Genomic DNA, 24,778 nt, shown 5'->3' with positions numbered 1-24,778 from the left:
CACACCGGATTTGCCAGCCGCTCTTGTGGCTCATCGTTGACTTCCGGATGGAGCTATGGTAGGTAGGAGCCGTGCACCGCTACGAAGGTTTAGTCCTGAATGATCGGGAAATCCGCCGGTTGACGCATTCCCGCACACCGGCTCTGCTGCAGTCATTCCTGGATTTCGAGGCTCAATTACAGCCGGCCGGTTTCGACGTGACCCTCAAGCAGGTCACCCGGCTCTCGGGCCGCAGCCGGTTGGGCCTCGGCGACGACGTCGTGGTCGCGCCGGGGAAGCCGGTGCCAGCGCCCAACGGCGTCTACGAGCTGCCGCCCGGCCGGTACCTGTTCGACCTCAACGAGATCACCGTGTTCCCGCTCGACGTGGCGGGCCTGGTGGTGCCACGGTCCACCCTCACCCGATGCGGCGCGACCCTGTCGAGCGCACTGTGGGACCCGGGGTTCCACGGTCGCGGCCGGGTCGCCGTCTCGGTCGGTGGCGTCGACGTGCTGGAGATCGCCCAGGACGTGGCGTTCGCGCAGCTCGTCTTCTTCAACCTAGAGGCGGCTGAAGAGGGATTCGCCTACAACGTGCCGCTGGCGTCGGTCTAGGTGACAACCCATGGTGGACTGTTGATCACGCAGGGCGACTGTTAAAGTCATTGACGTATGAGGTCGACGTTGCTCCAGCCGCGGCACGGAGTTCCGTTCGTCCTGGGCTTGCTGAATATGACACCAGGCTCCTTCTCCGATGGCGGCTTCTACCTTCGCCACGAAGGCGCCATCGTCCATGCCGAAGCCATCTGGCAGCAGGGCGCGGAAGTCATCGACGTCGGCGGCGAGTCCACCCGGCCCGGCGCCGGACGGACCGACGCGGACACCGAGACGCAGCGCGTCCGGCCGGTGCTCCGGACCCTGACCGAGCTCGGGATACCCACCAGCATCGACACAACGCGAGCCACCGTCGTGGCGGCCGCCCTGGACGTGGGCGCTGCGCTGGTCAGCGACGTTTCGGTTGGGCTCGCGGATAGGAACATGGCGAGCGTGGTCCTCGACTCGGGGTGCCCCTGGGTGCTGACTCATCGGCGCGGGCACTCCCGGTGGATGTCGCAGCTGGCCGAGGACGGCGATGCGGTCATCGAGGTCCGCGCCGAGCTGCGGCCGCGGGTCAACGCGGCCGTCTCTGCGGGCGTGGCTCCCGACAAGCTCATCGTCGACCCGGGCATCGGGTTCGCTAAGACCACCGAACACATCTGGCGTCTGAGTGCGTGCATCGGTGCCGTGCTCGACCTAGGCTTACCGGTCCTTTTCGGATCGAGTCGGAAGTCATACCTGGGGACGCTGCTCGCCGGAGCCGGCGGTATCCCACGACCGGCCGACGAGCGCAACGCCGCGACGTTGGCCACGACGGTGTTGGCGGTCCTGCAGGGCGTGTGGGGGAGGTACGGGCCCATAACGTGCTCGCCGACCGTCGACGCGCTCGCAGTGCTTCGAGCCCACGGAGGCGCATCGATGATGAACCCGCACGACTCGGCACCTGGCCGGACCGGGATGAGGCAGCGCGTCGTCCGCCCGGAGCGTCAGGAGTTCTTGATCGCACGGCTGGACCGGTCACTCGAGAGCAAGGATGCTTACACTCGGGTGAACTGTGGCGGCTTCGGCCGCGTGCGCCGGTTCAACACGTTCGCGATCCATCTGCGGGCGCGCGAGTCACGGCTGCCGGTCCGCGCCCACTTCCGGGGCCTGCCCCGCGTGCTGCCCTACCACACGCAGGTGTTCCAGCTCGCCGGATGCAACTGGAACTGCTGGTACTGCTTTGTAGACGACGAGCTGCTCGTCGGGGACGCGTCGCGGGGGGCGTTCCTCACCGCGACGCAGATCATCGACCTGTACATGGCCGAGCCGGATCCGCCACCCGTGCTCGACCTGTCCGGGGGCCAGCCCGACCTGGTCCCAGAGTGGTGCCTGTGGATCATGCGAGAGCTCGAGCGCCGCGGGCTGCGTGGATCCGTGTTTGTCTGGGTCGACGACAACCTGAGCGGTCGGTTCATGCGGCAATACCTGTCGAGGCCCGACATCGCCTACATGGCCTCGTTCCCGAACCACTCGCGGGTGGGCTGCTTCAAGGGCTTCAACGAGTCGTCGTTCGTCTTCAACACCAAGGCCGCACCGGGCGGCTTTAGCCGGCAGTTCGACGTGTTCAAGGACCTAATCACGGATGGATTCGACATGTACGCGTACGCGACGTTCACCTCGCCCGACATGACCGGTGTCGACCGGGCGATGGGCGAATTCGTCGACCGGTTGCAGGAGGTCCATCCCAACCTGCCGCTGCGGACCATACCGCTGGAGGTCCGGCGGTACTCGGCGGTCGGCGGCCGGGGCGTCGGGCCCATTGAGCCGCTCCTGGCGCGGCAGGACATCGCCGCCCAGGCCTGGGAACGGGAGCTGACCAGCCGCTACACCAGTGCCGAGCTGGCCACTCCGTACGAAGATGTCGATCTCACCTGACGCCACCGTGCCCGGCATCGGAGCTTCAGAGCCGAACGCGCCTTCGGTCGACTGGGATGGCATCACGCTGATGCTCTACGGCAGCATCGACGCCCCGCAGGGTCCCCGTTCGGCCCTTTCGGTGCTGTTGCTGCAGTGCATCGGGGCCGACTATCGGACCGTTGACGTCGGGGCGGATGCAGCGGCCCGGTCGGTAGCGGTACAGCGGTCCGGCGTGACGACCTTTCCGCAGCTCTACATCGACGGCGAGTACATCGGCGGCGGTGAGGTGATTGGAGAGCTCATGCGAAGCGGCTTCCTGGCCCGGCGGGCCGAAGCGGTCGATCTTCCGGCAGTCGATGTTCCGGCGGCGGATGTCCCGGCGGTGGATGTTGCCTGACGGTGAACCGCCGCGTCTACGTCCGCTCCTCGCCCGCCACGGACTTCCGCGCCGCCGCCCGGCCGTCACCTGGAACGCGCATCGCAGCGCCGTCACCGCACTCGAGCATCACGCAACGGGCGGCGTGTTCCTCTCCGGAAGCTTCGACGGCGAGATTCGGTTGTGGGAGCCTCCGGATCGGGTCCTTTCCAGCGTCCACGCGCACACCGGCGCGGTGATGTCGCTGGCCGCGGTCTCCGGCGTGCTCGCCTCGGGCGGCTTCGATGGCAACATACGGCTGTGGGACATCGCTGACGTGCGGCGTCCGACCCTGCGCCGCGAGCTTCTGGGCCACACCGGCTGGGTCGTCGGCCTCAGGTTCGACGAGGCCGGCAGGGTCCTGGCCAGCGCGTCGCACGATGGCACCGTCCGGCTGTGGCGGGTCGCGACCGGCGAGCTGACGCAAACCCTGGCCGGTGACGGCTCGCCGCTAACCACGATGTGCATGGACCGCCGCACGGGCACCCTTTACGCGGGCTCCGCCCGCGGCCTGATCCACGTGCTCGACCTGCGTTCCCCGGCCCGGCTGTCGGCGCTCGTGCGGTTGGCCGAGCCCCTCTCGGCGCTCGCCGCGCTCCCGGACGAGGGAGCGATCCTGGCGGCCACGACGCATCACAGGCTCTTCAAGATCAGTGATCGAGGACAGGTGGTCACGGCGTCTACGAGCCGTCCGCCGAGCTGGCCAACTGCGATCTCGATCGATGCCGGACGGCAACGGGTCGTGGTGAGCGCCGTCGATCGGACGCTGCGGTTGTGGCGGCTCGACACCCTGGTCCCGTGCGGATTCCTGGTCGGCGAGGGCGCCTCGCTGGGCGCCGTCGCGACGACCGCGGACGGGGTCGTCTACTCGGGCGACGACGGCGGGGGCATAGGTCGGCTCGAGGTCGGCAAGGACGAGGTCGCGGCCGACGGCCATGAGGGCTCCATCTGGTCGGTCGCGATCGACTCCGCCGCCCGCGTGGTGCTCACGGCGTCGTCGGACGGCACGGTGGGGGTGTGGGACGTCGACGGCGGCCGTCTCCTGCGGACGTTGGTCGGTCATCGGGGTTGGGTGAATGCGGTGGCGTTGTCCGGTGATGGTCGTGTGGCCGTGTCGGGTTCGTCGGACGGCACGGTGCGGGTGTGGGACGTCGACGGCGGCCGTCTCCTGCGGACGTTGGTCGGTCATCGGGGTTGGGTGAATGCGGTGGCGTTGTCCGGTGATGGTCGTGTGGCCGTGTCGGGTTCGTCGGACGGCACGGTGCGGGTGTGGGACGTCGACGGCGGCCGTCTCCTGCGGACGTTGGTCGGTCATCGGGGTTGGGTGAATGCGGTGGCGTTGTCCGGTGATGGTCGTGTGGCCGTGTCGGGTTCGTCGGACGGCACGGTGCGGGTGTGGGACGTCGACGGCGGCCGGCTCCTGCGGACGTTGACCGGACACCCGATGGCGGTCACCTCTGTGTATCTCGGTTCGGACCAGCGGTCGGTGCTCTCGGCCGGCTACGACGGGCTCGTGCGAAGCTGGGATCTGGCGTCGAGCCGGACCGGCCCGCGAGTCCTCGGCCGGCACCGAGAGCGCATCTGGATGGTGTCGGCGGGTGTGACCGGCGCGGTGGCCGCCTCCGCCGGGGCTGATGGAACCCTGCGGACATGGGATGTCGCCCGAGCGGAGGTTCTCGAGACCTACGACCTGAAGGAGCCGGTCACGGCCTGTGCGCTGGTCGAGGTCGAGCACGGGTGCCTCATCGCGTACGGTCAACGCGACGGTCGGTTCGGCCTGCTGTGGCTGGCGATGGATGACTCGCCGGTGTCGTTCGGTCCGGCCGGGGTTTCATGATGGTCGAGGCGCTTGCACTGGTGGCAGGCGGAGTGGATACGCAAAGGCCAGCTACGAGGGCGAGGCGCGTGCGGCAGTTCATGCCGTCCACGACGAGGGCCGTCCGGCGGTGCTGCTCACCGCGCGCATGCGGTCTGAACTGTCTCCTCTGGTTGGCCGAAGCTAACAGACCGCGGAACTGGCGGGCTCCTGGAGCGCTCGGTCGGGCCACCGGATATCGCGGCGCCGCCATGCGGGGTGCGCCTGACCCGTCGGCCCTCCATCTGACGAGGGCACGGATAATTACCGCTCGCCCGGCCGCGCTTCCTGCTCAACTCGCGCGGCATGAAGGACCAGCGCGGGCTGATGCGGAGCTTGGGCTCGGGGCGGCGCACACGCAGTTTGACCTCGACACCGCGGCGATGCGTCAGCGCCTGCTGTTGGGAAACGGACACGCCCGCGCGGTGGGCGAACGGTTCCGAGGCGCCGCGCCGCACTCGCTCCTCATAGGCGAGCGCCGAGGGATAGCCGCGCTCCGGCTGGAGCTCGCGGCCCGGGTGCGTGCTAGCCAAGATCGCAGGAAACACTCTCAACGAGACAGCCCCGCAGGGACCTGTGGCCCTAGCCGGGTTAGCGAGCAGTGATCAGGGTTGGTCGAGGATGCCGGCGAGGCGCAGGCGTTGCTGGTGGGTGTGGAGAAGGTCGGCGGCTGCGGCGGAGTCACCGAGGGCGTTTAGTTGGTCGGCGGTGAGCTGGTGGAGCTGCTGGTTGTAGGGGTCGATGCGGATCGCCGCTTGGAGCAGCCGCAGGCGCTCGTGCGGGTCGGTTTGTGCTGCTGCGGCGTTGGTGTGGGCGTCGAGTACCAGGCGGCGTGTGGCTTCGCGGGGTGGGTCGATCCATGGCCAGGTGTGGCCGGCGGCAAGGTCGCCGGTATAGGCGTCGATCACGGCCTGCCACCTGCCGGGTACGTCTGTGGTGGCGCTGTGGTGGGCGGCGGCCTGCAGTCGCCACAGGTCCACGTCGGTGCGTGGCTCGAGGTGGTAGCGGTCCTCAGTGTGGACAACCACCTGCTCGGCGCCGGTGCCGCGGATGGTCGAGCGTAGGTCGCTGAGGGTGGTATAGAGGCGGCCGGTGACGGTATGGGCGGGTAGGCCGGCCCAAAGGGCGTGTACGAGTTGCGTGGTGGTGGCGCCGTCGGGGTGTACGGCGAGGAAGACGAGGATTTGCAGGGCGGCGCTGCGGCGGATGGCGACCTCTTTGCTCTCGATGAGCAACGCCGGGCGACCGAGTACCCGCAGCTGGACCGCGGCCTCTGCGGCCTCGCTGGGCTGCCGCGGTGTGGGCGGTGGGACTCGGGTGGCTTGGCGGGGGATCTTTGCCTGTGCCCGGTTGATCGGCCGTACTGGTACGGATGCGGCGGGCTCGGGTGCTGCGGTGGTGGGTTGGGCCAGGACGGCGAGCAGGTCCGTCGCGGCGGTGCTGTCGAGGACACACATCCGTGGCCGGGGTTGCCCGGTCTGGTGGTCCACGGTGTGGCCGTGGCGGTCGACGCGCCAGGTGGGTAGTGGTGCTCCGGCGTCGAGGGTGACGACACGGGCGTTCGGCCGGAGGTTCGGTGGTGCCGCCGTCGCGGGTTCGGCGGTCAAGACGAGGCTGGGTATGCCGCGGTCGGCTGCGGTTGACGTGCTGGATGCAGGTAGCAGGGCGGCGGCCTGTTCGAGGGTGTCGATGACGTGCAGGCCCGGGATGGTGGCGGCGGTCTCGGCGACGCTGGGCAGGAGCCTGGCGAGGGCGCGGCTGGTGACGATCACCGGGGTCGTGTCGGCGGGGTCGCGCAGCGCGGTGAGGAGCCTGGTGACGAGGAGACCTCTGGCGGCGTGGTCGGCCCCGTGACCGGCGAGACGTAGGCCGGCCGGGGGCAGCGGCGCCTGAATGGCGCCGGTGGTGGCTGCTGGTGGTGGTTGGTCGGCGATGGCTGCCTGAACGGCGGTGACGGTGGTGGGCAGGGGTATCAGCTGGGTGGCGTCGGTGTCGGGTTGGCCGGGTTGGTGGGCGCGACGGCGGCGTAGCCACACCAGGGCCGCTGCGGCGGCGATGTGGTGGGCGGTGTCGTCGGGTAGCCAGCCGCCGGGCACGACCACCCCGCCCTGCTCGGTCTGGGGCGTAGCGGAGGGGTGCTGGAGTTCGTCGGCGGTGACTGGTGTCGGCGGATCTGGTGGATGGGTGGTGGGGGTGTGGGCGGTGGTGAGGGCGGCTGCGCCGGCGATGCTGGTGGCGGCGGCCTGCCATGGGGTGGGTAGCGGCAGGTGGCGTACCCATCGGGTGCCGGCGCGCAGTCGGCGGGCGGCTGTCACGGTGATGGTGTAGGCCATGCCGAGCCACAGCAGCCAGGCCACGGCGATGAGCCCTGTGGTGAGGGTTGCCGGGGTCAGCGGGTCGGTGAGCCAGTCGCGTAGCTGCGCGCTGGTCGGCCAGCCGGGCAGGTGCGCTCGGGTGAGGGTGGTCAGCAGCCACGGCGGTACCGCCAGGACGGCGAGCACGACGGTAGCTCCTGCGAGTCGCCGGGCCCCGTTCACCGCAGCTCCTCCCCCACGTGCGTCGGGTGGTATCCGGTTGGTGGGGTCATTGCGGCGGCCGGTGGGGGTGGTGGGGGCGTAGGAGGTGGGTCCACATCTGGCGTAGCCACCAGGTGGTCACGGCGATGGCGTAGATGGCGCCGAGGATGCCGGAGGCGGGCCAGGAGACCAGGGCGGCGGTGATGACGGCGAGGGGTGCGCTGAGGATCAGGCGCAGGATCGGCTGGGACACGACGGCCATGACGGTGCCGATGCCCAGGAGCAGGCCTCCGACTCGGCCGGCGAGGTCGATCCAGAGGATCAGGTGGGGCCACCGGTCGGCGGTCAGGCTGTATTGGATGAGCAGCATGCCGGCAGCGGCGGTGAGCACGGATCCGGTGGGGAAGGCGAGCAGTTTCGACCATCCGCCCGCGGGGGTGCGCCATTGCCGGGCGGCGATGAGGGCCATGACGGCGGCGGCGGTGATGGTCGGGGTGATCGGTAGCAGTGTCCAGCGCAGGAAGCCGTTGACGGGGTAGCCGACGTAGAGGCTTCCGACGACGGCGTACATGCCGCTGACGGCGACGCCGAGGGAGGCCGCGGCGAGGATGCCGGTTCCGGTGTGTGCGCCGGGGCTGGTCGGGGTGGTGGTGCGGTTGGCGATGGTGGAGGCGAGGACGGTGCCGGCGCTGAGGCAGGCGATGACGGCGAAGACGGCGGCCATTGTCAGCTCGCCCCAGTTGAGGATCGCTTCGCGGTACATGAGGGAGCCGCGCCACTCAGGCGTGAGCAGGAACTGGGAGACCAGAGCGAGGGACGCGAAGCCGGGTAGGGCGATCGCGGCCGCGCGCCGCACCGGCGGCACCGGCTCCTCGGGCGTGGTGGGTTCGGTGGTGGTGTTGGTGGCGCCTGCGTCGGCGGCGCCTCGGGCTGCGGCCAGGGTGGGCTGGTCGACGAGGGTGGGGGTGATGCCGGCGTCGGTGAGGGTCTGTGCCAGCAGGGGTAGGCGGGCGGTGCCGCCGACGCAGTAGACGCCGGTGAGGTCGCGGGGTGTGAGTTCCGCGGCGGTGATCGCTTCGGTGGTGAGGTGGGCGATGCGGTGCAGGACGGGCTGGGCGGCTTGGTCGAGCAGGCCGGTGTGGAGTACCACGGCCGGCCCGTCGGGGAGGGGCACGGTGACGGCCGGATGGTCGGTCAGGGCGTGTTTGCCGGCGCGGAGGCTGGCCGTCATGGCCCATCGTTGCCCGCCGGTGCCGGGTGGGCTGGTGGTGAGTGTGGTGGTGAGGGCGTCGTCGATGGCGGTGCCGCCGGCGGTCGGGTCGGCGAGGGTGGCGAGGACTTCGAAGCCTGCGGGGCCGCGGCGCAGGACGCTGACTTCGGCGGTGGCGCCGACGTCGCAGACGGCGATGTAGGCGCCGACGGGCAGCTGCAGGCCGGTGGCGAGCAGGTGCCCGGCGACGGCGGTCGGTGCGTCGATCATCTGTGGTGGTGGGAGGCCGGCGCGGTGTGCGGCGTGGCGCATCCAGGTGCGTCGTCGCGGGCCCCAGCCTGCCGGGACGACCAGTCGCACGTCGTCGATGCCGGTGCTGGCAATCTGGTGGGCTTGCTCGGCGACGTGGCGCAGGGTCGCGGCGACCAGATCGAGCGGGTCGACGTCGGTGTCGGCGACGGTGAGGCGCTGCTCGGAGGGTTGGCGGGGGTGCGGGATGAACCGGTGCGGTGTGACCGGCGCGGCCCGCCACGCGTGGTGGCCGGTCACGGTGGTGCCGTCCTCGTTCAGGAGGACGGCGCTGGGCAGGGCGGGTTCGCCGTCGAAGAGCAGCGGCGTCCAGGTGCCGTCCGGCCATGCCAGTACGGCGGTGGTGTCGACGCTGCCGTAGTCGATCGCCAGCCGCACCTGCCCCGATCGCATGGATGTCAGTCAAACATGAAGATCTCATTCACGTCATCCCTGAATCACTCACCGCAACCGGCCACGGCGCCCGGCACGGTCACAACAGTGAACGCCGGGACTGACGATCGCCCGTGCCACCTGCTGGTGGCGTCTGGCCACTTGACCTGCAGCGGCATCGTCAACGGCATGCCGCGCCATCGATCATTCGTCAGGAGGACACCATGCATGACTCCACCAATCCGATCTCAGCGCACGGACAAGCCGTGGCGAGCCGATGGACGCAGGCGGCGTTGTCCTGCGAGCCCGCGGACCAAACGCGCGCGGAGGCAGCCGTCCGCCTCGCCTACCGCAGCGCCGGGCATCCCGAGCCGTCGCGGTTCCTGTGGTGCCCCTCTCCCCCGGCCGCCCCTGCAGCAGGTGCGGCAGCTCCTCGACGACGGACACCCGTCGCTGGTCGCCTCGATCCGCCGCGGCGCCCTCAACGGTGCGCTGGCAGCAGCACGAGGCCCGATTTGGGAGCAGACCAGCGACCACGACCAGTTCACCGCCTTCGGCGAGTTCCACGACTTCATGGAATGGCACGGCTACTACGGCGAGCAGCGCTACGACGGCTTCGAGGCCCGCTACAACCTGATGGAGCACCGGTACCTCTGCAACCCGGTCACCGAGGGCGAGCGGTCCGCGCTCACACCGGTGCTGCAGGCGGTACGGCAGGTGTATGAGCAGGTGCTGGGTCCGGTCTGGGCGGCGGTCGACCGCACCCTCACCGGCGGCTACATCATGCAGTTCGCCTGGTTCTGGAGCGACGAGCAAACGATCGTGAAGCGCGACGACGAGGGACGCGCCGTGATCCGTTACTGCCTGAATCCTCGCGACTGGTTCTTCGATCCGGCCTGGAACCTCTACCCCGACTGGCTTGTGCTCGCCGCGATCGACACCTACCAGCAGGTGCTCGGTACAGCACCCACCCCAGGGTGGGAGGGATGCCGTGACGTGGCACTGGCGGCCGGGCCGTGGTGGCCCCTATCGGGGGTGGCCGTGATGATGCAGCGCCCCACCGTTCTGCGAGTCACCGGCGACGGCCTGCTGCACGGCGTCGACGAGCCTGCCGTTGTCTGGCCCGACGGCAGCACCGTGTGGGCCCGTGACGGTGCCATCGTCCCAACCGGGTGATCGCCCTGCCGGCGGGATCAGCGCCTCATCCGATTGCGCCTCGGCGCTGGAGGGCGGGTCCGTGTGGCGACCCGCCCTCCAGCGCGTCGGCGCCGCCGTCCGCGGGCGCGCGGGCGGAGCCGATGACGAATGGCTCAGACGTTGCCGTGCGTCGGTGCTTGTGCGGTCAGGCCTGAGGCGGTGCGAGGAGTTAGGAGCTGCAGGTGTTCAGCATGCTCTGCAGCGCGGACTTCTCCGACGACTGCAGGCTCAACCCCCAGTTGTACTTCACGGTGATCCACATCTTGCTGTAGGTGCACCGGTACGACGACAACGGCGGCTGCCACGTCGACGGGTCCTGGTCACCCTTGGACTGGTTCACATTGTCGGTCACGGCGATCAACTGCGGGCGGGTCAGGTCGTTGGCAAAGCTCTGCCGCCGGCTGGTGGTCCAACCGCTGGCGCCTGAACGCCACGCCTCGGCCAGGGGCACGACGTGATCGATGTCGACGTCGGAGGCGGCGGTCCAGGTCGCGCCGTCGTACGGGCTGTACCAGCGGCCCGAGGTCGCCGCGCAGCTACTGTCGGTGACCACGGACGTGCCGTCGCGCTTGAGGACCGTCTCGCGGGTGTTGCAGGCCCCGCTGATGGTGATCCAGTGCGGGAACAGATCCCGGGAGTACCCACTCGTCGACCCCTCGTTCTTCACCGTTAGAGCGTTGAGCTGCGACTGGGCGCTCGCCTTGGACGGAATGCCGGGCGGTGTCGCCGAAGCGACCGAGGCGTCGACGGCGACCAGGCCAGCGCTGGCGACCATCACGGCCGCTGCCCCGGTCAGGGCACGCCGTGCCACCGCAGATGTGGTGAGTCGTCGGGTGAGTCGCATGAGGGCCTCCTCGGGCATCCGTCGTGGACAGCGACCATCTCGCCCCATCATGTCCATCGATTGTCACCACTGTGAAGAGCGAGGAATGCTCCCGCGAACCCTGATCGCTGCTGTTCCCTGTCCGCACCACCGGCCCCGGGCGAACTCGCCTGCCCGCTGCCCACAGCCGATCGCGCCTGTCGAGATGGCGGCGAAACGGCGATCAGCAACGATCCGACGTCCTTGCCGCCACGTCCAAAGCTGACCGCCGCTGACCGTCGTCAGCCACTCGAACGGGCACGCGAGGGACACGCGACGCCTCACTCGTCGGTGGTCGGGCGAAGGCGTTCCCACTGCGGGTCGTAACAGACCAGCCCGTGGTTTGCCGCCATGCGAGCCGCCTCGGCCGACACCTCCTCGCACATGCTGTACCTCATGGTGAAGTAGACGAAAGGGCCCGATGCCTCGTCCATCAGAGGACCAGCAGACCACGGGCTCACGTCGTGCTCGTCATCAGTCATCTCGACCCACCGCTCAAGCAGCGCCAGGACGTAGGCACGGATACGCGGGGTCGGCGGAAGTTCCTCACCCTCCATGTACAGGGCGTAGAGCTGGTCGTAGGCCTCACCCGCAGCGCCGTCGTCGGCTGGCAGCTCACCCTCCCAGACCGCCAAGTCGTAACTCATGCCGGCAGTCTGCCCGCCATGCCCGACGCAGCCGTAGATACCAGCGGGCTGACGCTGGCTGAGCTGTGGATTACAAGATCAAGATGCGCGACCCGTCGACCTTCACACCTGGCCGTCTATCAGCGGAAGCACCTCTCGGCATCTCTCACCACTCCCCCACCACCCGGCGACCTCTTGCGGACTGAATGCGGACTGTCGCCGCTGCCGCAGCCCGTCTGGCTACTACCGTTTGAGCGCGAACTACCCTGACCGCCGTGACGACGATCGAGCAGCTTGAACGGAGCGCGTGGCCGGATCCCGCTCCCGACGCTACGTCTCTCGTAAGACGTTGCACCGAACTGCGACGCAAACCGCTCGCTGAGTTCACGGTCGAAGACCTGCGCATCATGCTCGGGCAGGAGATCGGCGTGCCGGCGCTGCTGCCTCTCGCGGTACAAGTACTGCTCCGCGACCCCATGACGGAAGGCGACTACTACCCGGGCGACCTGCTCTCCACAGTGCTGCGGCTTCCCGACTCAGCGTGGCTGAACCTGCGAGGGGAACGGAAGCGGCTGGCATCAGTGCTGGCCAAGCTCCTGACCTGCCCGCCGCTCTCCAATCCTGATCTTCGACCTCGCGACCCGGACCGACTGCTTCGCGACGACATCATGCGGTTCCTTGGTCGATGAGAGCGGATCTCCTCGTCGGGCAGTCGTAGACTGAACCGCCCCGGATCTTGTAGAGACCCTCCGGCAACCGGGGTCCCACGGTCCCATGGCCGGTGGGCCAGACCGGCGGCGAGTTGGTCTTGCCAACCCTGCCGAGTCCGGCTGCCACCTGACACACGACGGCCCCATCCCCTGTTGCCGCGATGTCGGTGGCGTGGCCAGCGGGGCATTCCTGCCGACACTGCTCCACCGGCTGGCCGCGTGCCCCCGGAATGCTCGACAGGGGCAGCTGCCGGAGCCGTGCGACGATACTTCGATGAACCACAGCAGCGTCGGCTTGGTCATCTGGGACGTTGACGGGACGCTCATACCCGCTGATTTGCGCTGGCTGACGCGCGCGATCGCTCGTGCGTACGGCATCGCGGAGTCCGAGGTTGTCTTCCCTGACAAGAAGGTGCATGGGTATACGGACGAGTCGATCGCCGTGGACACGGCGATCGCGTCGGGCGTGGACCCGTCAGCTGCGGAGGCGGGCATACCCGCCTTTCGTCAGGCCATTGCCGCGGTCATGCAAGAGGGTCGGCAGGAGTTGGCTGAGGTTCAGCCGCCGTATCCAGGCGCCGTGGCGAGCATCGCGGAGCTGCACGAGCGTGGCTTCATCCAGACCGTGCTGACCGGGAATCTGCGTTCGGCCGCCGACGTGAAGCTGCACGTGGCGGGCTTGGATGAGTTTCTTGATCTTCGCATCGGCGGGTTCGGATCGGACGCTCGCGATCGCTTTCAGCTTCCGGCGGTCGTAACGCAGCGCTATTCCGCGATCTACGGTGCTCCGCTCGATCCTGCTCAAGTGATCGTCATCGGGGATGCGCCTAACGACATCGCTTGCGCACGTCACGCCGGCTTTCGTGTCGCTGTGGTCGCTCACCGGCTTAGGCGTCAAGAGCTGGTCTCCTACGAGCCTGACGTGGTACTAGAGAATCTTGACCCGATGACAGTGGTGGCCGCCGTCAGTTCGCTGTTGAGTGCGGGCGGGTCGTCAGCTGCTTGTTAGGCGGCCATCTGCTCCTCGAGTTCGAGGACAACTGGCTCGTCACGCCATCGTGCCAACCGCTGTCGGGCTCGTTGGGCTCGAGCGATGCCTCGATGGTTTCCGCCTGCTTTTAGCTGGTCGTAGGTGTGGCCAAGCAGGGTGCAGGACTGTTCAAGTTCGCCGGCCTCGGCGTAGGCGCTGGCGAGGTCTACGGCTGCTGCCAAGGCGACGTTGACGTTGGCGTGGTCGTGTTCCAGCATCTGTACTGCGCTTTCGAGCACGGTCACGGCCTGGCGGGGCTGGCCAAGGAGGAGATGGCATGTGCCCGCATAGACGTGGAGGCGGGCGCCGCTCCAGTCGCTGTAGAGACCGACACAGTCAACAGGAGACAGATCGTTGACCGCTTCTTCTGCCCGCTTCAAAGCCGCCGTGGCCTCGCGTGGAAGTCGCAGGGCGGCGAAGGCTTGGGCCTGTTCGGCAGCTAATCGAGCTCGTGCGGCGGAACTGAGGTCGGTGGACGCGCGGGCGGCCTCGTCGAGTAGTCGCAGGCCAATCATAATGTCACCGTCTGCTTCGATCAGTGTGGCGGCTTCCGAGTGAAGGTTGCTCTCGAAGATGCGTGCGGTCGCGCTGACCCTGTGGTTACCCAGCCTGTCGCCGAGCTGGCGAGCGTAGGCACAGTGAGCAAGCGCGAGGGTTCGGTTGCCCTGTGCGCTCCACAACCGGCTAGCGACGATCGAGGCTTCGGCGAGCATCGCTCCGATGTCAGTACGAATGGGCGCATGGCCGGCCTTGCGGTATAGCGTGGACAGGCAATCACGGTGGGCCTCGATCAGACCGAGTAGCGCGTCGGGCGACACGGCCTGGCGCTGCTGGGCCAGCATGCTGGTGAGCGTGGAGAAGCTGTTCCACTCGCCCATCAGGTAGTCGGTTCCGGACGTGCGCGCGAGCATTTCCCCGGCTTTCGAGGAGTACGACGGCGCCCCAGCCGCCTGGAATTCCTGAATGGCAGCCACGCCGTTTCGCACGCGCTTGGTGCTGGCGAGTCGGATGCGATCGTATTCCCGGGACAGCCTGCCGTCGGTTCCCAGCAGTTCGTCGCTCCGGGTCCAGAAGTCACGCCCTACGCGCTGACGGCCGGTCTCCACGTTGGCGATCGTGCTTCGCCCATACCTCACCAGTGGCGCAAACGTCTCTTGCGTGTAACCAGCGGCCTTGCGGCTGCGCGCAAGCATCTGACCAAGGGCGCTCCAGACATTGGCCACGTCTTGCGGTGGCACGCTCGGCATCAGCAGCTCCCGACTAGTACGGACGCTCGCGCAGGGGCGAGACGCGGTGGCCTGGGAGCACTGTAGTGCAGGATCGCGATGCGTAGGCCAACCAGCGGCTTCTTCCAACAATCTCCGACAAAGTTCCAACATCACACTCGCAGGTGGTCCGAACTCGCGTGACCTGCGATTCCGCGTCCGTGACCTAGAGCTGGCCGAGGCTGACTATGAGCTTGCAGCCAAGTACCGCGTTGAGGAAGCCGATCGACAACGAGATGGTGTGCGCCAGCACGAGTGCGTGATCCTCAACCCCGACCGCCAATGAAGGGGCGTCTTGTCAAGGAATTGTCAGACGTTGACGATGAGCCTTGCCGACCTCGAGCGTATTCGCCTTCAGTCACTCTCGTCGCCGATGGCGCATTCCGCGTTTCGGTCCTGAACGCCTTACCACCGAACCCATCACGGACTGCGTTCCCGGCGGCACAGGTACCGATGATTGATTGACGAAATCTGAGGGGATCCCGGATGCCGGATCATGATGAGCTGAAGCGTTACGGCTACACACAGGAGTTGGCACGCCGCCTTCGATTCCGGGACCTGGTCGCGTATGGCTTGGTGTATATGGTGCCGATCGCGCCGATGGCGATTTTCGGCAGCGTGTACGCCGGCTCCGGCGGGATGGTGGCCCTGGCGTACGCGGTCGGTGTGGTGGCGTTGGTGTTCACCGCGTTCTCGTACGCGCAGATGGTGAAGGCGTTCCCGATGTCGGGAAGCGTCTACAACTACGCCGGCCGGGGCATCAGCGCGCCGGTCGGTTTTCTGGCCGGTTGGGTGATCCTGCTCGACTACGTTCTCGTGCCGGGCTTGCTGTATCTGGTGGCGTCGGTGGCGATGCATGCCACCGTGCCGGCGGTGCCGGTGTGGTTGTGGCTGCTGGGGTTCGTCGCGGTGAACACGGTCGTCAACTCGGTCGGCATCCGCATGACCGCGATGGTGACTCGGGTGATGCTCGTCGGCGAGCTGATCGTCCTGGCGGTCTTCCTGGGCGTCGCCTGCTGGGCTCTCGCCTCGGGTAGGGGCCGGTTCAGCTGGGACGCGTTCTACGACGCCGACACGTTCACCTGGTCGGTGGTGGCGGGGGCGGTGTCGATCGCTGTACTCAGTTTCCTGGGTTTCGACGGCATCAGCATGCTGGCCGAGGAGGCCAAGGGCGGTTCTCGGCAGATCGGCCGGGCGATGGCCACTGTCCTCGTCCTGGCGGGGGTGTTGTTCATCGCGCAGACGTGGCTGGCCGCGATGCTCGTCCCCGACCCGGGCGTGCTTCTAGCGCAGGGTGATCCGAACGGCACTGCCTTCTACGGCGCGGCCGCGGTGGCTGGCGGTGGCTGGCTGGCGACGCTGTGCGCGGTGGCGACGGCGATCGCATGGGGTCTGCCGAATTCGATGGTCGCGCAGGTCGCGACGTCCCGGCTGTTGTACGCGATGGCCCGCGACCGGCAGCTCCCGAGCTTCTTGGCGAAGGTGTCGGTACGCCGGAACGTGCCGATCAACGCGACCCTGCTCACCGGCGCCGTGTCCCTCGCCCTGGGCCTGTACATGGCCACCCGCGCTGACGGGATCACCCTGCTGTCGTCGCTGATCAACTTCGGGGCGATGGTCGCGTTCCTGGTCCTGCACGTCTCCGTCGTCGTGCACCACCTCATCCGGCGGCGCAGCGGCAACTGGTGGGCGCACCTGGTCATGCCGGGGATCGGGTTCGCGATCTTGGCCTATGTGGTGGTGAACGCGAACATCGCCGCGCAGCGCCTCGGCCTGGCCTGGCTCGCTCTCGGCATGGTCGTGCTCGCCGGTCTCTACCTGTCCGGCCGCCGCCCGTCGCTGTCCGGCCTGGCGCCAGTGCAGCGGTCCGCTCGTGACCTGGAGCGGGTGTGACCACGATGTCTTCCGGAAGTCACTTCACGTATCGGCCGGCGCGTGACGAGTTGGCCTACACCTTCGGCGGGCGGATCCCTGTGGCGCATGTGCGCTCCGGTGACGTGTTCACCGTGCACACCGAGGACTGCTTCGGCGGCCGGGTGCGCGGTCCGGCGGATCTGCCGTCGCAGGTGTGCGCGATGCCGTATCTGAATCCGGTGTCGGGGCCGTTCTTCGTCGAGGACGCCGAACCCGGCGACACCCTCGCCGTCCACATCGCCTCGATCGTTCCGGCTCGGGACTGGGGTGTGTCCGCGACGTTCCCGTACTTCGGGGCGCTGACCTCGACCCCGCACACCGCGACCCTCCAACCACCCCTCGACGAGCGCGTGTGGGTCTACCACATCGACCCCACCGCCGGAACCGTGCGGTACTGCGCCACCACCAGCGACAACAGCGTTGAGCTGCCGCTGGATCCGATGATCGGCACGATCGGCGTCGCCCCCGCCGCGATGGAAACGCGCGCCACGATCGTCCCGGACTACTACGGCGGGAACCTCGACACACCCGAACTGCGCGCCGGCACCACCCTCTACCTCGGCGTCAACGTCCACGGCGCGCTCCTCGCCCTCGGTGACGGACACGCCCGCCAAGGCGAGGGTGAAGCGTGCGGGGTCGCGGTGGAGATCGCCACCGTCACCACCCTCGCCGTCGAGGTCATCAAGGGCGGCCGTCCCACCGCGTGGCCGCGGCTGGAAACAGACACCGCGATCATGTCCGTCGGCTGCGCCCGACCACTCGAGGACGCCTACCGCATCGCCCACCAGGACCTCACCACCTGGACCGCCGACCTGTGCCGTCTGGACACCCTCGACGCCTACCAGCTCATCTCCCAAGCCGGCCGGGCGCCGATCGGCAACGTCTGCGACCCCAACTACACGGTCCTCGCCGCCATCGACAAGGCCCACCTCCCCCAGCCGCAGCCCGCCTACGCAGACGCCCACGCCCGGCTCCGTGACCTCATCCAGGGGCAGCGATGACCGCTTCGGTGCCCGGGCTGCCGCTGCGCGACGAGCTGTACCTGCTGGCCCACAACGACGACACCGGCCAACCCCACATCCACCGCCAAGCCCTGGCCCTCGGTCTCGCCGGCGCCGTCCTCATCGACCTCGTCCTCACCGGCCGCACCACCCTCGACGGCCACGGCCAGGTTGGGGAGCAGCGGGTTCGGTTGCACATCGACCGGCCCGTCGGCGACCTCATTACCGATGCCGCCCTCACCAGCCTGCGCCACACCCGGCCCGCCCCACCGCTGCGCCACTGGCTGCGCGGGTTCGCCGACGACCTCTACGAACGCACCCGCGCCGGCCTGCACGCCGCAGGGATCCTCCGCCACACCAGCCACCGCCGACTCGGCGGACTGATCCGCGCCGACACCTACCTGCCCACCCACCAGCGGTGGCCCGTCATCGCGCGCGCTCGCCTGCGCTACCTCGCCGACGGGCGCGAGCAACCCGACAACCACACCGCCGCCCTCGCCGGACTCGTCGTCGCCCTCAACCTCACCGGTCACCTCTATCTCCACGACGACACCACCACCGTCGCCGCCCAGCTGCGCGCCATCGCCGAGCAACACCACCGGCCCGTCCGCGACATCACTACCGCCGTCGACGCCGCCATCGGCGACCTCGCCACCGCCACCTACCGCTAACCACGAGGAAGGAACCCCCGACACCGTGATGCTCCCCTCGACGGTCCCCACCCGCCTGGCGGTGAACCTGGTCGGCAGCGTCCTGCTCGCCGACTGCTTCGCCAGCTCCCCCGGCCATCCGAGGCCCGCGTCGACCGCGCCCACGGTCGCCGGCAGCCGATCCGCCACCACGCACCCCAGCGCCACCGGGCCAGGATTGACCCCGTGGCAGCGGCTCACCGCCCTCGCCGACCCCATCGACACCACACCCGGCGAGGCACCGAAGAAAACGAACGAGCACCTGCCCGGCGGCTTGCACCCATACCTGCCCGACGCACTCCTGGAAGACGCGGACGTGCTGGCCGGGGCGGTAGCGCCCGGAGAACTGGCCACCGACCTCGCCTATTCGCGGGTGCTCATCAGCGGTGTCGTCGCGCTCGTGAGCAGCCAGTACCTCAACCAGGACCTGCGGGCGACGAGCCTGCGTGTCATCGCCGACATCCCCGGCATCACCTACCGCGGCCAAAGCACCGACCTCGTCGGCTGCACCGGCCTGACGTTCACCGTCACCGCCGACGGATCCACCTCGCAGCTCCTGGTCGACCCGCAAATCGGCGAGGTCCTCGCCGCGCACGAACGGCTGACCGGCCGCCGGGCGGGCCTGTTCTCGTACGTCCTCATCCTCGAACGCGGCCACACCACCCACGCCGGCGGCCCCGTCGGACCCTGACCGGCCGGCCACCAACCTCCACCGTCGCAGGCGCGATCAGCAGCAGGGGTCGCCCAAGCTGCGACGCGTAGCCACGGCAGCACCAGGCCACCGAATCATCGCCACCGCCTACCGACAACGGCGAAGGAAAGAGGTACTTCCTCATGGATCTACGAGCGTGGGCCGGCTCTGGCCGTCGAACGGGCCCGAGCGAGCAACCCCGCCAGGAATGGCAGGTGCGAGCACCTGGGAGCCGTCGGTGATGTCGTCGCACCTGCAGACGCCGGACGCCGGCCCCACGCCAGATCGGCCGCGCTACAGAACCGAAACGACACCTCCGCACACCCCGCTGCGGCCGACGTGGGCATGCCGGGCATGCGGTCAGCCGTGGCCATGCCCGCAGGCCCGGCTGCTGTTGAAAGTGGAGTACGAATCGGCGCTCCCCGCGCTCTCGATCTACCTCAGCGGGCTGATGTTCGAGGCGATGCGCGACCTGTTCCACCTCAACCCACACGACGGACCGAGCCCGCAGGAGATGTTCGACCGCTTCGTGGCCTGGGGCCCATTCCGAAGATCGATCCTCAAGCAGCGGTGAGCAAGCACCGCAGCCTGCCGCTGGTGAGGGGACCTCCGCGACGGCCTGGCCGAGACGTCCCCTCTACATCACCGCACGACAAACGCTCGCATCACCGCCCCGACGGCGGCCTGATACGCGCTCATCCCCGTTCGCGATCAAGGAGGAATCTTGAGCATCACCGCAGACAGACCCGTCACGACCGTCGCACAGGACCCGCGCCCGCTCGTGTCGGGCGAGGTGTTCGACAAGCTGACCCGCTACTTCGCCGCCCGGCAGGAGGTGAGCCACACCTACGCCGAGCGTGCGGTCGGGCAATTCCTGGTCTTCCTGAAGGCCCACGCCGACCAGGCCGGCAAGCCCGACTTCGGGATGCTCCTGCCGACCGGCGAGTCCTACCGGGTCGTGCCCACCCGACCGGTCGACGCCGTCTGGCACGCCCTCCTGCAGATCAGCGAGCCCTACACCGCCGCCTGCCACCAGATCGCCGGCCACTACGTGCACCACCGCCCGATCCTGACCGAAGCCATGCGAGACGGCACCGCGATCACCTACACCCTCGCGGCGTTGCACGACACCGGCTACCAGATCGACATGGAATTCTGGGGCGGTGAGGCCGAGTCCTGCTGTCCGCCGAACCCGCCGCAGCCCGGCCGGTAACAGAAGAACCTGATGCGCAGCGACTGGACGGCCCTGCCCCGCAGCGTGATCACCAGGATCACCGAACAGGTCGGTGGAGCGTTCGAGGCATCCCCGGCACCCGACGGCAACCACGCACAGATCGCCTCGACCGTCACCGGCCCGTCCGGACCGGTCTTCGTCAAAGCAGCCTTCGGCGAATGGGCCGTCCAGTCGCTGCGCTACGAGCTGGCCGTCACCCAAGCCGTCGACCGGTACCCGCCGGCGCTGCGGTGGCACTTCGAGGCCGATGGCTGGCTGGTGGTGGGGACCGAGCATCTCGCCGGCCCCCACCCCGACCTGTCCCCCGGCAGCCCGGATCTCGACCTGCTCACCGCCGCCCTGAAAGACCTCCAGCAGACGCCGGCGCCGGGCGATCGGTGGTTCACCCCGGCCGGCCGGCTCGGGTTCGCGCACCCGGCGATGGACGGCGGGACACTCGTGCACTCCGACCTCAACCCGACCAACCTGATCATCACCCCGCACGGCCTACGCATCGTCGACTGGGCATGGGCCACCAAAGCAGCTGCCTGGGTCGAACTCGCGCTACTCGTCCAATGGCTGATCGGCAGCGGCCACACCGCCGACCAAGCCGAAGACTGGCTCGGGCAATTCCCAGCCTGGACCGCCACAAGCGCTGACGTGCTCAACCATTTCGCCTCGGCCAACGCCGCGAAGTGGGCGACCAAGGCCCGACACAACACCGAGCGCTGGGTGCACGACCTCGCCCGATGGACCGGCGAGTGGGCGATCCACCGGGCCCACGGGGGCGTAGCTCAAGGCCGTGAGCCACGGCCGAGGGCCCGGCAGTCTTGACAACCGGCAGGCTGCACAAGATCACCCCACGCCCCAGGATCTCGGCCCGACCAGGTCAGGGATGAACTCGCGCGCTGAGCGCCCGAACCGCAGGGAGCCAACAATGGCCGATCCGCTCGACACCGAGCTCACGAAGATGGCTCGCGCTCGACTGGTCGACACGTTGCTCGCCGACGGTGCGATCACCTCACCGGCCGTGGAAGCGGCATTCAGACGGGTCCCGCGGCACCTGTTCACGCCCTCGGGAGTCAGTGTCGAGGCCGCGTACGCCGACGACGTGGTGGTCACCCGACGCGGCCCGGACGGCAAGGCGACCAGTTCGATCTCCGCGCCGTGGCTTCAAGCCGCCATGCTGCACGCCGCCCACCTTCAGCCCGGCGCACGGGTGCTGGAGGTCGGATCCGGCGGCTACAACGCCGCGCTCATCGCCGAGGTCGTCGGCCCATACGGCACGGTCACCAGCATCGACATCGACCCCGCCGTCATCGCCCACGCCCGCACCGCCCTCGACACCGCCGGCTACCCGCACGTTGCGGCGGTGCACGCCGACGCGGACGAAGGATGGGCGGCGGCCGCCCCGTACGACGCCATCATCGTCACCGTCGAGACCAGCGACATCCCACCCGCCTGGACCGACCAGCTCACCCCCGACGGCGTCCTCGTCGCCCCACTTCGGATGCGAGGCCACACCCGCTGCCTCACCCTCGTCCGCGACAGCGGACACCTCGTCGCCACCAATGCCCTCGTCTGCGGCTTCGTCCCGATACAAGGCGCCGGCGCCAACCCCGTCACACCACACCACCTACGCGGCGACGACGTCACCGTATTCATCGACGACCCTGTCACCGAGGCCCTGGATCTCCGCGCGCTGCCCGCCGCCCTCAACGGACCTCGGCACGACACCTGGTCACCGGTCACCACCCCACCGGCGACCCCCTTCGACACCCTGCAACTATGGCTGGCCAGCCAACCCCACCCTCACGGTCTACTCGCCGTCGATCGGCAACGCGCCGCCGACCTGGCACCGCAGAACTGGGTGGCCTGCCCGGCCCTGCTCACCGCCGACAGCATCGCCTACCTCGCCACCCGCCAACTCGACAACACCACCTGGCAGTTCGGCGCCCACGGCTACGGACCCCACGCCACCACACTCACCGGCCACATCCTCGACCTCATCGCCGCCTGGAACCGCCACCACCGACACCAACCCGGCCCACACATCGCCGTCTACCCCACCGGCACCGCACCCAGCCCCACCAACCACCTGCGGCTACTGATCCCCCGCCCGCACACCACCATCGCGATCACCTGGCCCAGCAAGGGCCCCTCCACGCCTGCGCGAAACACCGCCGCAAACATAAGGCGGCAGACCGGTCTGTGACGGCGTCCTCGCCCAAGTTCCATCCCCGCCTCACGCCACTCCTTGTGTAAGCGGTCAAAGGGATCTGCGGGCCGCAGCGACTCCGCAGGCCAGCACGGACGCGAGCGCGATCAACGCGATCCACAGCCAGGGCACATCCCGTGCGGCCGGACACCGATCGACACCGCCAATCCCAACTGAGCCAGCAACAGCACACACACGGCGACGCTCAGCGCCCGGTACGGCAGAGACGGCCGGACCTTGGCCGAGGGGCGGGTCAGGTAAGAGTTGGTCCCGCTGGGGCACCTGGGACCGTCTCTCGGCGGTTGTGGGCCATAAGGCTTCGTCTCGGCGGTGCCCCGGTGACGAGATGCGGAGGCCCGGTTCCGACGTCGAGCATTTGCTGGACCTACCGCCCCGAGTTGGTGGTGGCGCATCTCCAAAGCCACTAGGTTGGCCGCCGGCAAGGGCCGCAAGGACAAGGGTGTCGAGCGGCGTTGCGGCGGGACTGCGATGGTCCCGCAGACCGAAGGGGGTGGTTAGTGGCGAAGCACAGGGCAAGGCCTTCAAGCCACGGTCCGACTGCGGGCATGAGCCGGTGGCAGCGTGCGGGCGAGGGCGCAGCGACCCTGCTGAAGCTCCTCTTTTGGATGCTGATGTTGGCCAACGTCCTGACCGGGAGCGCCGGGGGCGGGCACACCTGGCTCAATAGGCCAGGTGTGCCCCTTCCGGGGTGTCAAGCCGCCGCTCGGGCCTGGACAGTTGCGAGCGTCGGCCTCCTCATCGCTCTGTATCGCGTTGGAACTGACAACCTGATACGGCGCGAGTAATGGGCGAGACTGCCTGACGGACCGGAGCGAGTCAACACAGGGCTGTGGTGTGTTCTGGTCCTAGGTATCACCTGGGCGGGGACGGTGATGTTCGCCGTTCCCGCCCGTCTCGTCGCTACCTGACGCTGCCCGCTGCCCATGCCGCTAGTTCATCGCGGTGGTAGATGTTGGCGGTCCCCCCCTTCTGCCCGGGGTAGCCGCTGCCGCTCTGCGATCAGCAGAACCTCCATGTGCGGCGGATCCTCTGGCCTCCAGAGCAGACTGCTGTCAACGCCAGCTAACTTTTTCAGGCGGAGCCGACAACTGCCGCAGAATCAGCCGAGCAACCCTCCCCCATAGGCTCTCGCGTTTCCCGTACGGTGTCCCCTGCGCCGTAACGAGCAAATCACTGTATGCGTTGGCATCTCGCGGGGGCTGGGACTGATGTTCGGAGACAGAGCCAATGATCGGCTGTCCTTGGCGAACCTCGACTTCCTCGGCGACGACGACACGCTGCGCACGAACGCCGCACACGCTGTCGACGAGTTCGCTTCCCGGTCCGCGCCGAGGCTTCACTCCGGCCAGGACCGCACCGCGTCCGTGAGCCTGCTCCTCACCAGAGCCGGACAGGTGGACGATGTGACGATCAGCCGCGACTGGCGACGCCAGGCCGGCGTGACCCGTATCGGGGATGCCGTCTACGAGGCATACACCGGCGCGCTGAGAAGCCATCTCGAAGCCATCGCGCTTGAGGAGTTGCAGCGAGACCAGCCCGCCCCAGCACGACCAGCACAGCCGCCGGCCACCAGCACGGAACCCGAACTCGACGACGACCTCTGGCTGCAGCGCACCTGGGGCGCCCTGCATCACAACGACGCCGAACTCGCCCGGCTAACCCACGCACCGGAGCAACCCGAGCAACGGACGATCTCCAGTCCACACGGCTGCCTAACGCTTCACCTGCGCGGCCCAGGCATCACGGCGATCACCGCGGATGCGGGGCGCGTCGCCCGGATGGACACCCAACAACTCCGTTTCGAGACCCGATCACTCTTCCGGACCTACGAACTCGCCCACACCAGCGAGAGGCAGGCGCGGCGATGAAAGACCTGGCAGTGATCACCGATGCGCTGCGCGACGAGGGCAAGAAGTGGCTGGCGATGTCCGACAGCATCGCGAAGGTCAAGACAGCCGCCGAACAGCTGCATCTTGAGCCGTCCGCCTTCTTCATCGGCGACGCGAGCGTGGTCCTGCACGCCGTCTCCTACCGGGACTTCCACACGTTCATGGTGCGGATCCTCAACGGCGCCGTCACGGAGTTCGATCAGATCGGCGCGGCGCTGCGGCGCATCGCTGACGAGTACGACCGGGCCGACGAGGTCATCTCCCTGGACCTCGACAAGATCTACCGCGCATGACGATGGAA

The 24,778-nt window shown here is 68.5% G+C and carries 21 protein-coding genes and 1 pseudogene; 17 read left to right on the top strand and 5 right to left on the bottom strand.

What is annotated here, in order from left to right:
* The first annotated feature begins 71 nt into the window (after positions 1–71).
* The 4 genes and pseudogenes from MICAU_RS08910 to MICAU_RS08895 all read left to right on the top strand — a co-directional run bounded on the left by MICAU_RS08910 (position 72) and on the right by MICAU_RS08895 (position 4,726).
* Entirely contained in the window at positions 72–593 is a 522-nt protein-coding gene (locus MICAU_RS08910) for a dCTP deaminase domain-containing protein (RefSeq protein ID WP_013284969.1), read from the top strand.
* Between the two features lie 57 nt (positions 594–650).
* Positions 651–1,484 (top strand): annotated as a pseudogene (folP, locus tag MICAU_RS33635) (dihydropteroate synthase); the annotation flags it as partial.
* A 991-nt stretch (positions 1,485–2,475) separates the two neighbouring features.
* Positions 2,476–2,871 (top strand): glutaredoxin family protein, encoded by a 396-nt coding sequence (locus MICAU_RS31460; RefSeq protein WP_013284967.1) that lies wholly within the window; start codon positions 2,476–2,478, stop codon positions 2,869–2,871.
* Positions 2,861–4,726 carry a WD40 repeat domain-containing protein gene (locus MICAU_RS08895; protein WP_162881513.1) on the top strand — a complete coding sequence of 622 codons (1,866 nt, stop codon included), beginning with the start codon at positions 2,861–2,863 and terminating at the stop codon, positions 4,724–4,726. The genes MICAU_RS31460 and MICAU_RS08895 overlap by 11 nt, the downstream gene beginning before the upstream one ends.
* 623 nt (positions 4,727–5,349) lie before the next feature.
* Here MICAU_RS08895 and MICAU_RS08890 read toward each other — a convergent pair.
* On the bottom strand, positions 5,350–7,281 hold the full coding sequence (locus MICAU_RS08890; protein WP_145823785.1) for an AfsR/SARP family transcriptional regulator: 1,932 nt from the start codon (positions 7,279–7,281) through the stop codon (positions 5,350–5,352).
* Between the two features lie 46 nt (positions 7,282–7,327).
* Positions 7,328–9,172, bottom strand: coding sequence for an Hsp70 family protein (locus MICAU_RS33400; protein ID WP_013284964.1), 1,845 nt, complete (start codon positions 9,170–9,172; stop codon positions 7,328–7,330).
* Between the two features lie 399 nt (positions 9,173–9,571).
* On the opposite strand from MICAU_RS33400, the gene MICAU_RS08880 reads away from it, so the two are divergent.
* Positions 9,572–10,327, top strand: a complete 756-nt coding sequence (locus MICAU_RS08880; protein WP_013284963.1) for a DUF6745 domain-containing protein — start codon at positions 9,572–9,574, stop codon at positions 10,325–10,327.
* A 190-nt stretch (positions 10,328–10,517) separates the two neighbouring features.
* Here the strand turns inward: MICAU_RS08880 and MICAU_RS08875 are convergent, their stop codons facing one another.
* Together MICAU_RS08875 and MICAU_RS08870 are read right to left on the bottom strand one after the other, a co-directional pair.
* Complete coding sequence (locus tag MICAU_RS08875; protein ID WP_013284962.1) at positions 10,518–11,192, bottom strand: HNH endonuclease family protein; 675 nt, start codon at positions 11,190–11,192, stop codon at positions 10,518–10,520.
* A gap of 299 nt (positions 11,193–11,491) precedes the next feature.
* Entirely contained in the window at positions 11,492–11,857 is a 366-nt protein-coding gene (locus tag MICAU_RS08870) for a hypothetical protein (protein WP_013284961.1), read from the bottom strand.
* A 254-nt stretch (positions 11,858–12,111) separates the two neighbouring features.
* Between MICAU_RS08870 and MICAU_RS08865 the strand changes: the two genes are divergently transcribed.
* Together MICAU_RS08865 and MICAU_RS08860 are read left to right on the top strand one after the other, a co-directional pair.
* The gene (locus tag MICAU_RS08865) at positions 12,112–12,525 is read left to right on the top strand and encodes a contact-dependent growth inhibition system immunity protein (protein ID WP_041798886.1); all 414 of its coding nucleotides are present in this window, start codon (positions 12,112–12,114) and stop codon (positions 12,523–12,525) included.
* Between the two features lie 295 nt (positions 12,526–12,820).
* Positions 12,821–13,555 carry an HAD family hydrolase gene (locus MICAU_RS08860; protein ID WP_041798884.1) on the top strand — a complete coding sequence of 245 codons (735 nt, stop codon included), beginning with the start codon at positions 12,821–12,823 and terminating at the stop codon, positions 13,553–13,555.
* Here the strand turns inward: MICAU_RS08860 and MICAU_RS32405 are convergent.
* Positions 13,552–14,823: a helix-turn-helix domain-containing protein gene (locus MICAU_RS32405; RefSeq protein ID WP_013284958.1), complete on the bottom strand. Its 1,272-nt coding sequence runs from the start codon at positions 14,821–14,823 to the stop codon at positions 13,552–13,554. The two genes, MICAU_RS08860 and MICAU_RS32405, sit on opposite strands and share 4 nt — an antisense overlap.
* Before the next feature lie 504 nt (positions 14,824–15,327).
* On the opposite strand from MICAU_RS32405, the gene MICAU_RS08845 reads away from it, so the two are divergent.
* The 10 genes from MICAU_RS08845 (at position 15,328) to MICAU_RS08795 (ending at position 24,770) form a co-directional block, all read left to right on the top strand.
* On the top strand, positions 15,328–16,734 hold the full coding sequence (locus MICAU_RS08845) for an APC family permease (protein ID WP_013284957.1): 1,407 nt from the start codon (positions 15,328–15,330) through the stop codon (positions 16,732–16,734).
* 5 nt (positions 16,735–16,739) lie between these two features.
* A complete protein-coding gene (locus MICAU_RS08840) occupies positions 16,740–17,756 on the top strand; it encodes an acetamidase/formamidase family protein (RefSeq protein WP_041799197.1) in 1,017 nt (338 codons plus the stop codon).
* Entirely contained in the window at positions 17,753–18,427 is a 675-nt protein-coding gene (locus tag MICAU_RS08835; protein WP_013284955.1) for a GOLPH3/VPS74 family protein, read from the top strand. Before MICAU_RS08840 ends, MICAU_RS08835 begins: the two co-directional genes overlap by 4 nt.
* A 28-nt stretch (positions 18,428–18,455) precedes the next feature.
* Entirely contained in the window at positions 18,456–19,136 is a 681-nt protein-coding gene (locus tag MICAU_RS31450) for a hypothetical protein (protein ID WP_013284954.1), read from the top strand.
* 241 nt (positions 19,137–19,377) lie between these two features.
* A complete protein-coding gene (locus tag MICAU_RS08825; RefSeq protein ID WP_013284953.1) occupies positions 19,378–19,710 on the top strand; it encodes a hypothetical protein in 333 nt (110 codons plus the stop codon).
* Positions 19,711–19,860: 150 nt separating this feature from the next.
* Positions 19,861–20,349: a glycine-rich domain-containing protein gene (locus MICAU_RS08820; protein ID WP_013284952.1), complete on the top strand. Its 489-nt coding sequence runs from the start codon at positions 19,861–19,863 to the stop codon at positions 20,347–20,349.
* A gap of 12 nt (positions 20,350–20,361) precedes the next feature.
* Positions 20,362–21,183, top strand: coding sequence for a protein kinase family protein (locus MICAU_RS08815; protein ID WP_013284951.1), 822 nt, complete (start codon positions 20,362–20,364; stop codon positions 21,181–21,183).
* Between the two features lie 103 nt (positions 21,184–21,286).
* The gene (fxlM, locus tag MICAU_RS08810; protein ID WP_013284950.1) at positions 21,287–22,564 is read left to right on the top strand and encodes a methyltransferase, FxLD system; all 1,278 of its coding nucleotides are present in this window, start codon (positions 21,287–21,289) and stop codon (positions 22,562–22,564) included.
* A 1,265-nt stretch (positions 22,565–23,829) separates the two neighbouring features.
* The gene (locus MICAU_RS08800) at positions 23,830–24,456 is read left to right on the top strand and encodes a hypothetical protein (RefSeq protein ID WP_244879738.1); all 627 of its coding nucleotides are present in this window, start codon (positions 23,830–23,832) and stop codon (positions 24,454–24,456) included.
* Positions 24,453–24,770 carry a hypothetical protein gene (locus tag MICAU_RS08795; protein ID WP_013284948.1) on the top strand — a complete coding sequence of 106 codons (318 nt, stop codon included), beginning with the start codon at positions 24,453–24,455 and terminating at the stop codon, positions 24,768–24,770. Before MICAU_RS08800 ends, MICAU_RS08795 begins: the two co-directional genes overlap by 4 nt.
* The last annotated feature ends 8 nt before the right edge of the window (positions 24,771–24,778 follow it).

Source organism: Micromonospora aurantiaca ATCC 27029, assembly GCF_000145235.1.
Taxonomy (GTDB): Bacteria; Actinomycetota; Actinomycetes; order Mycobacteriales; family Micromonosporaceae; genus Micromonospora; species Micromonospora aurantiaca.
Note: the sequence above shows the minus strand (reverse complement) of the source record. Positions and strands in the feature narration are given on the sequence as shown.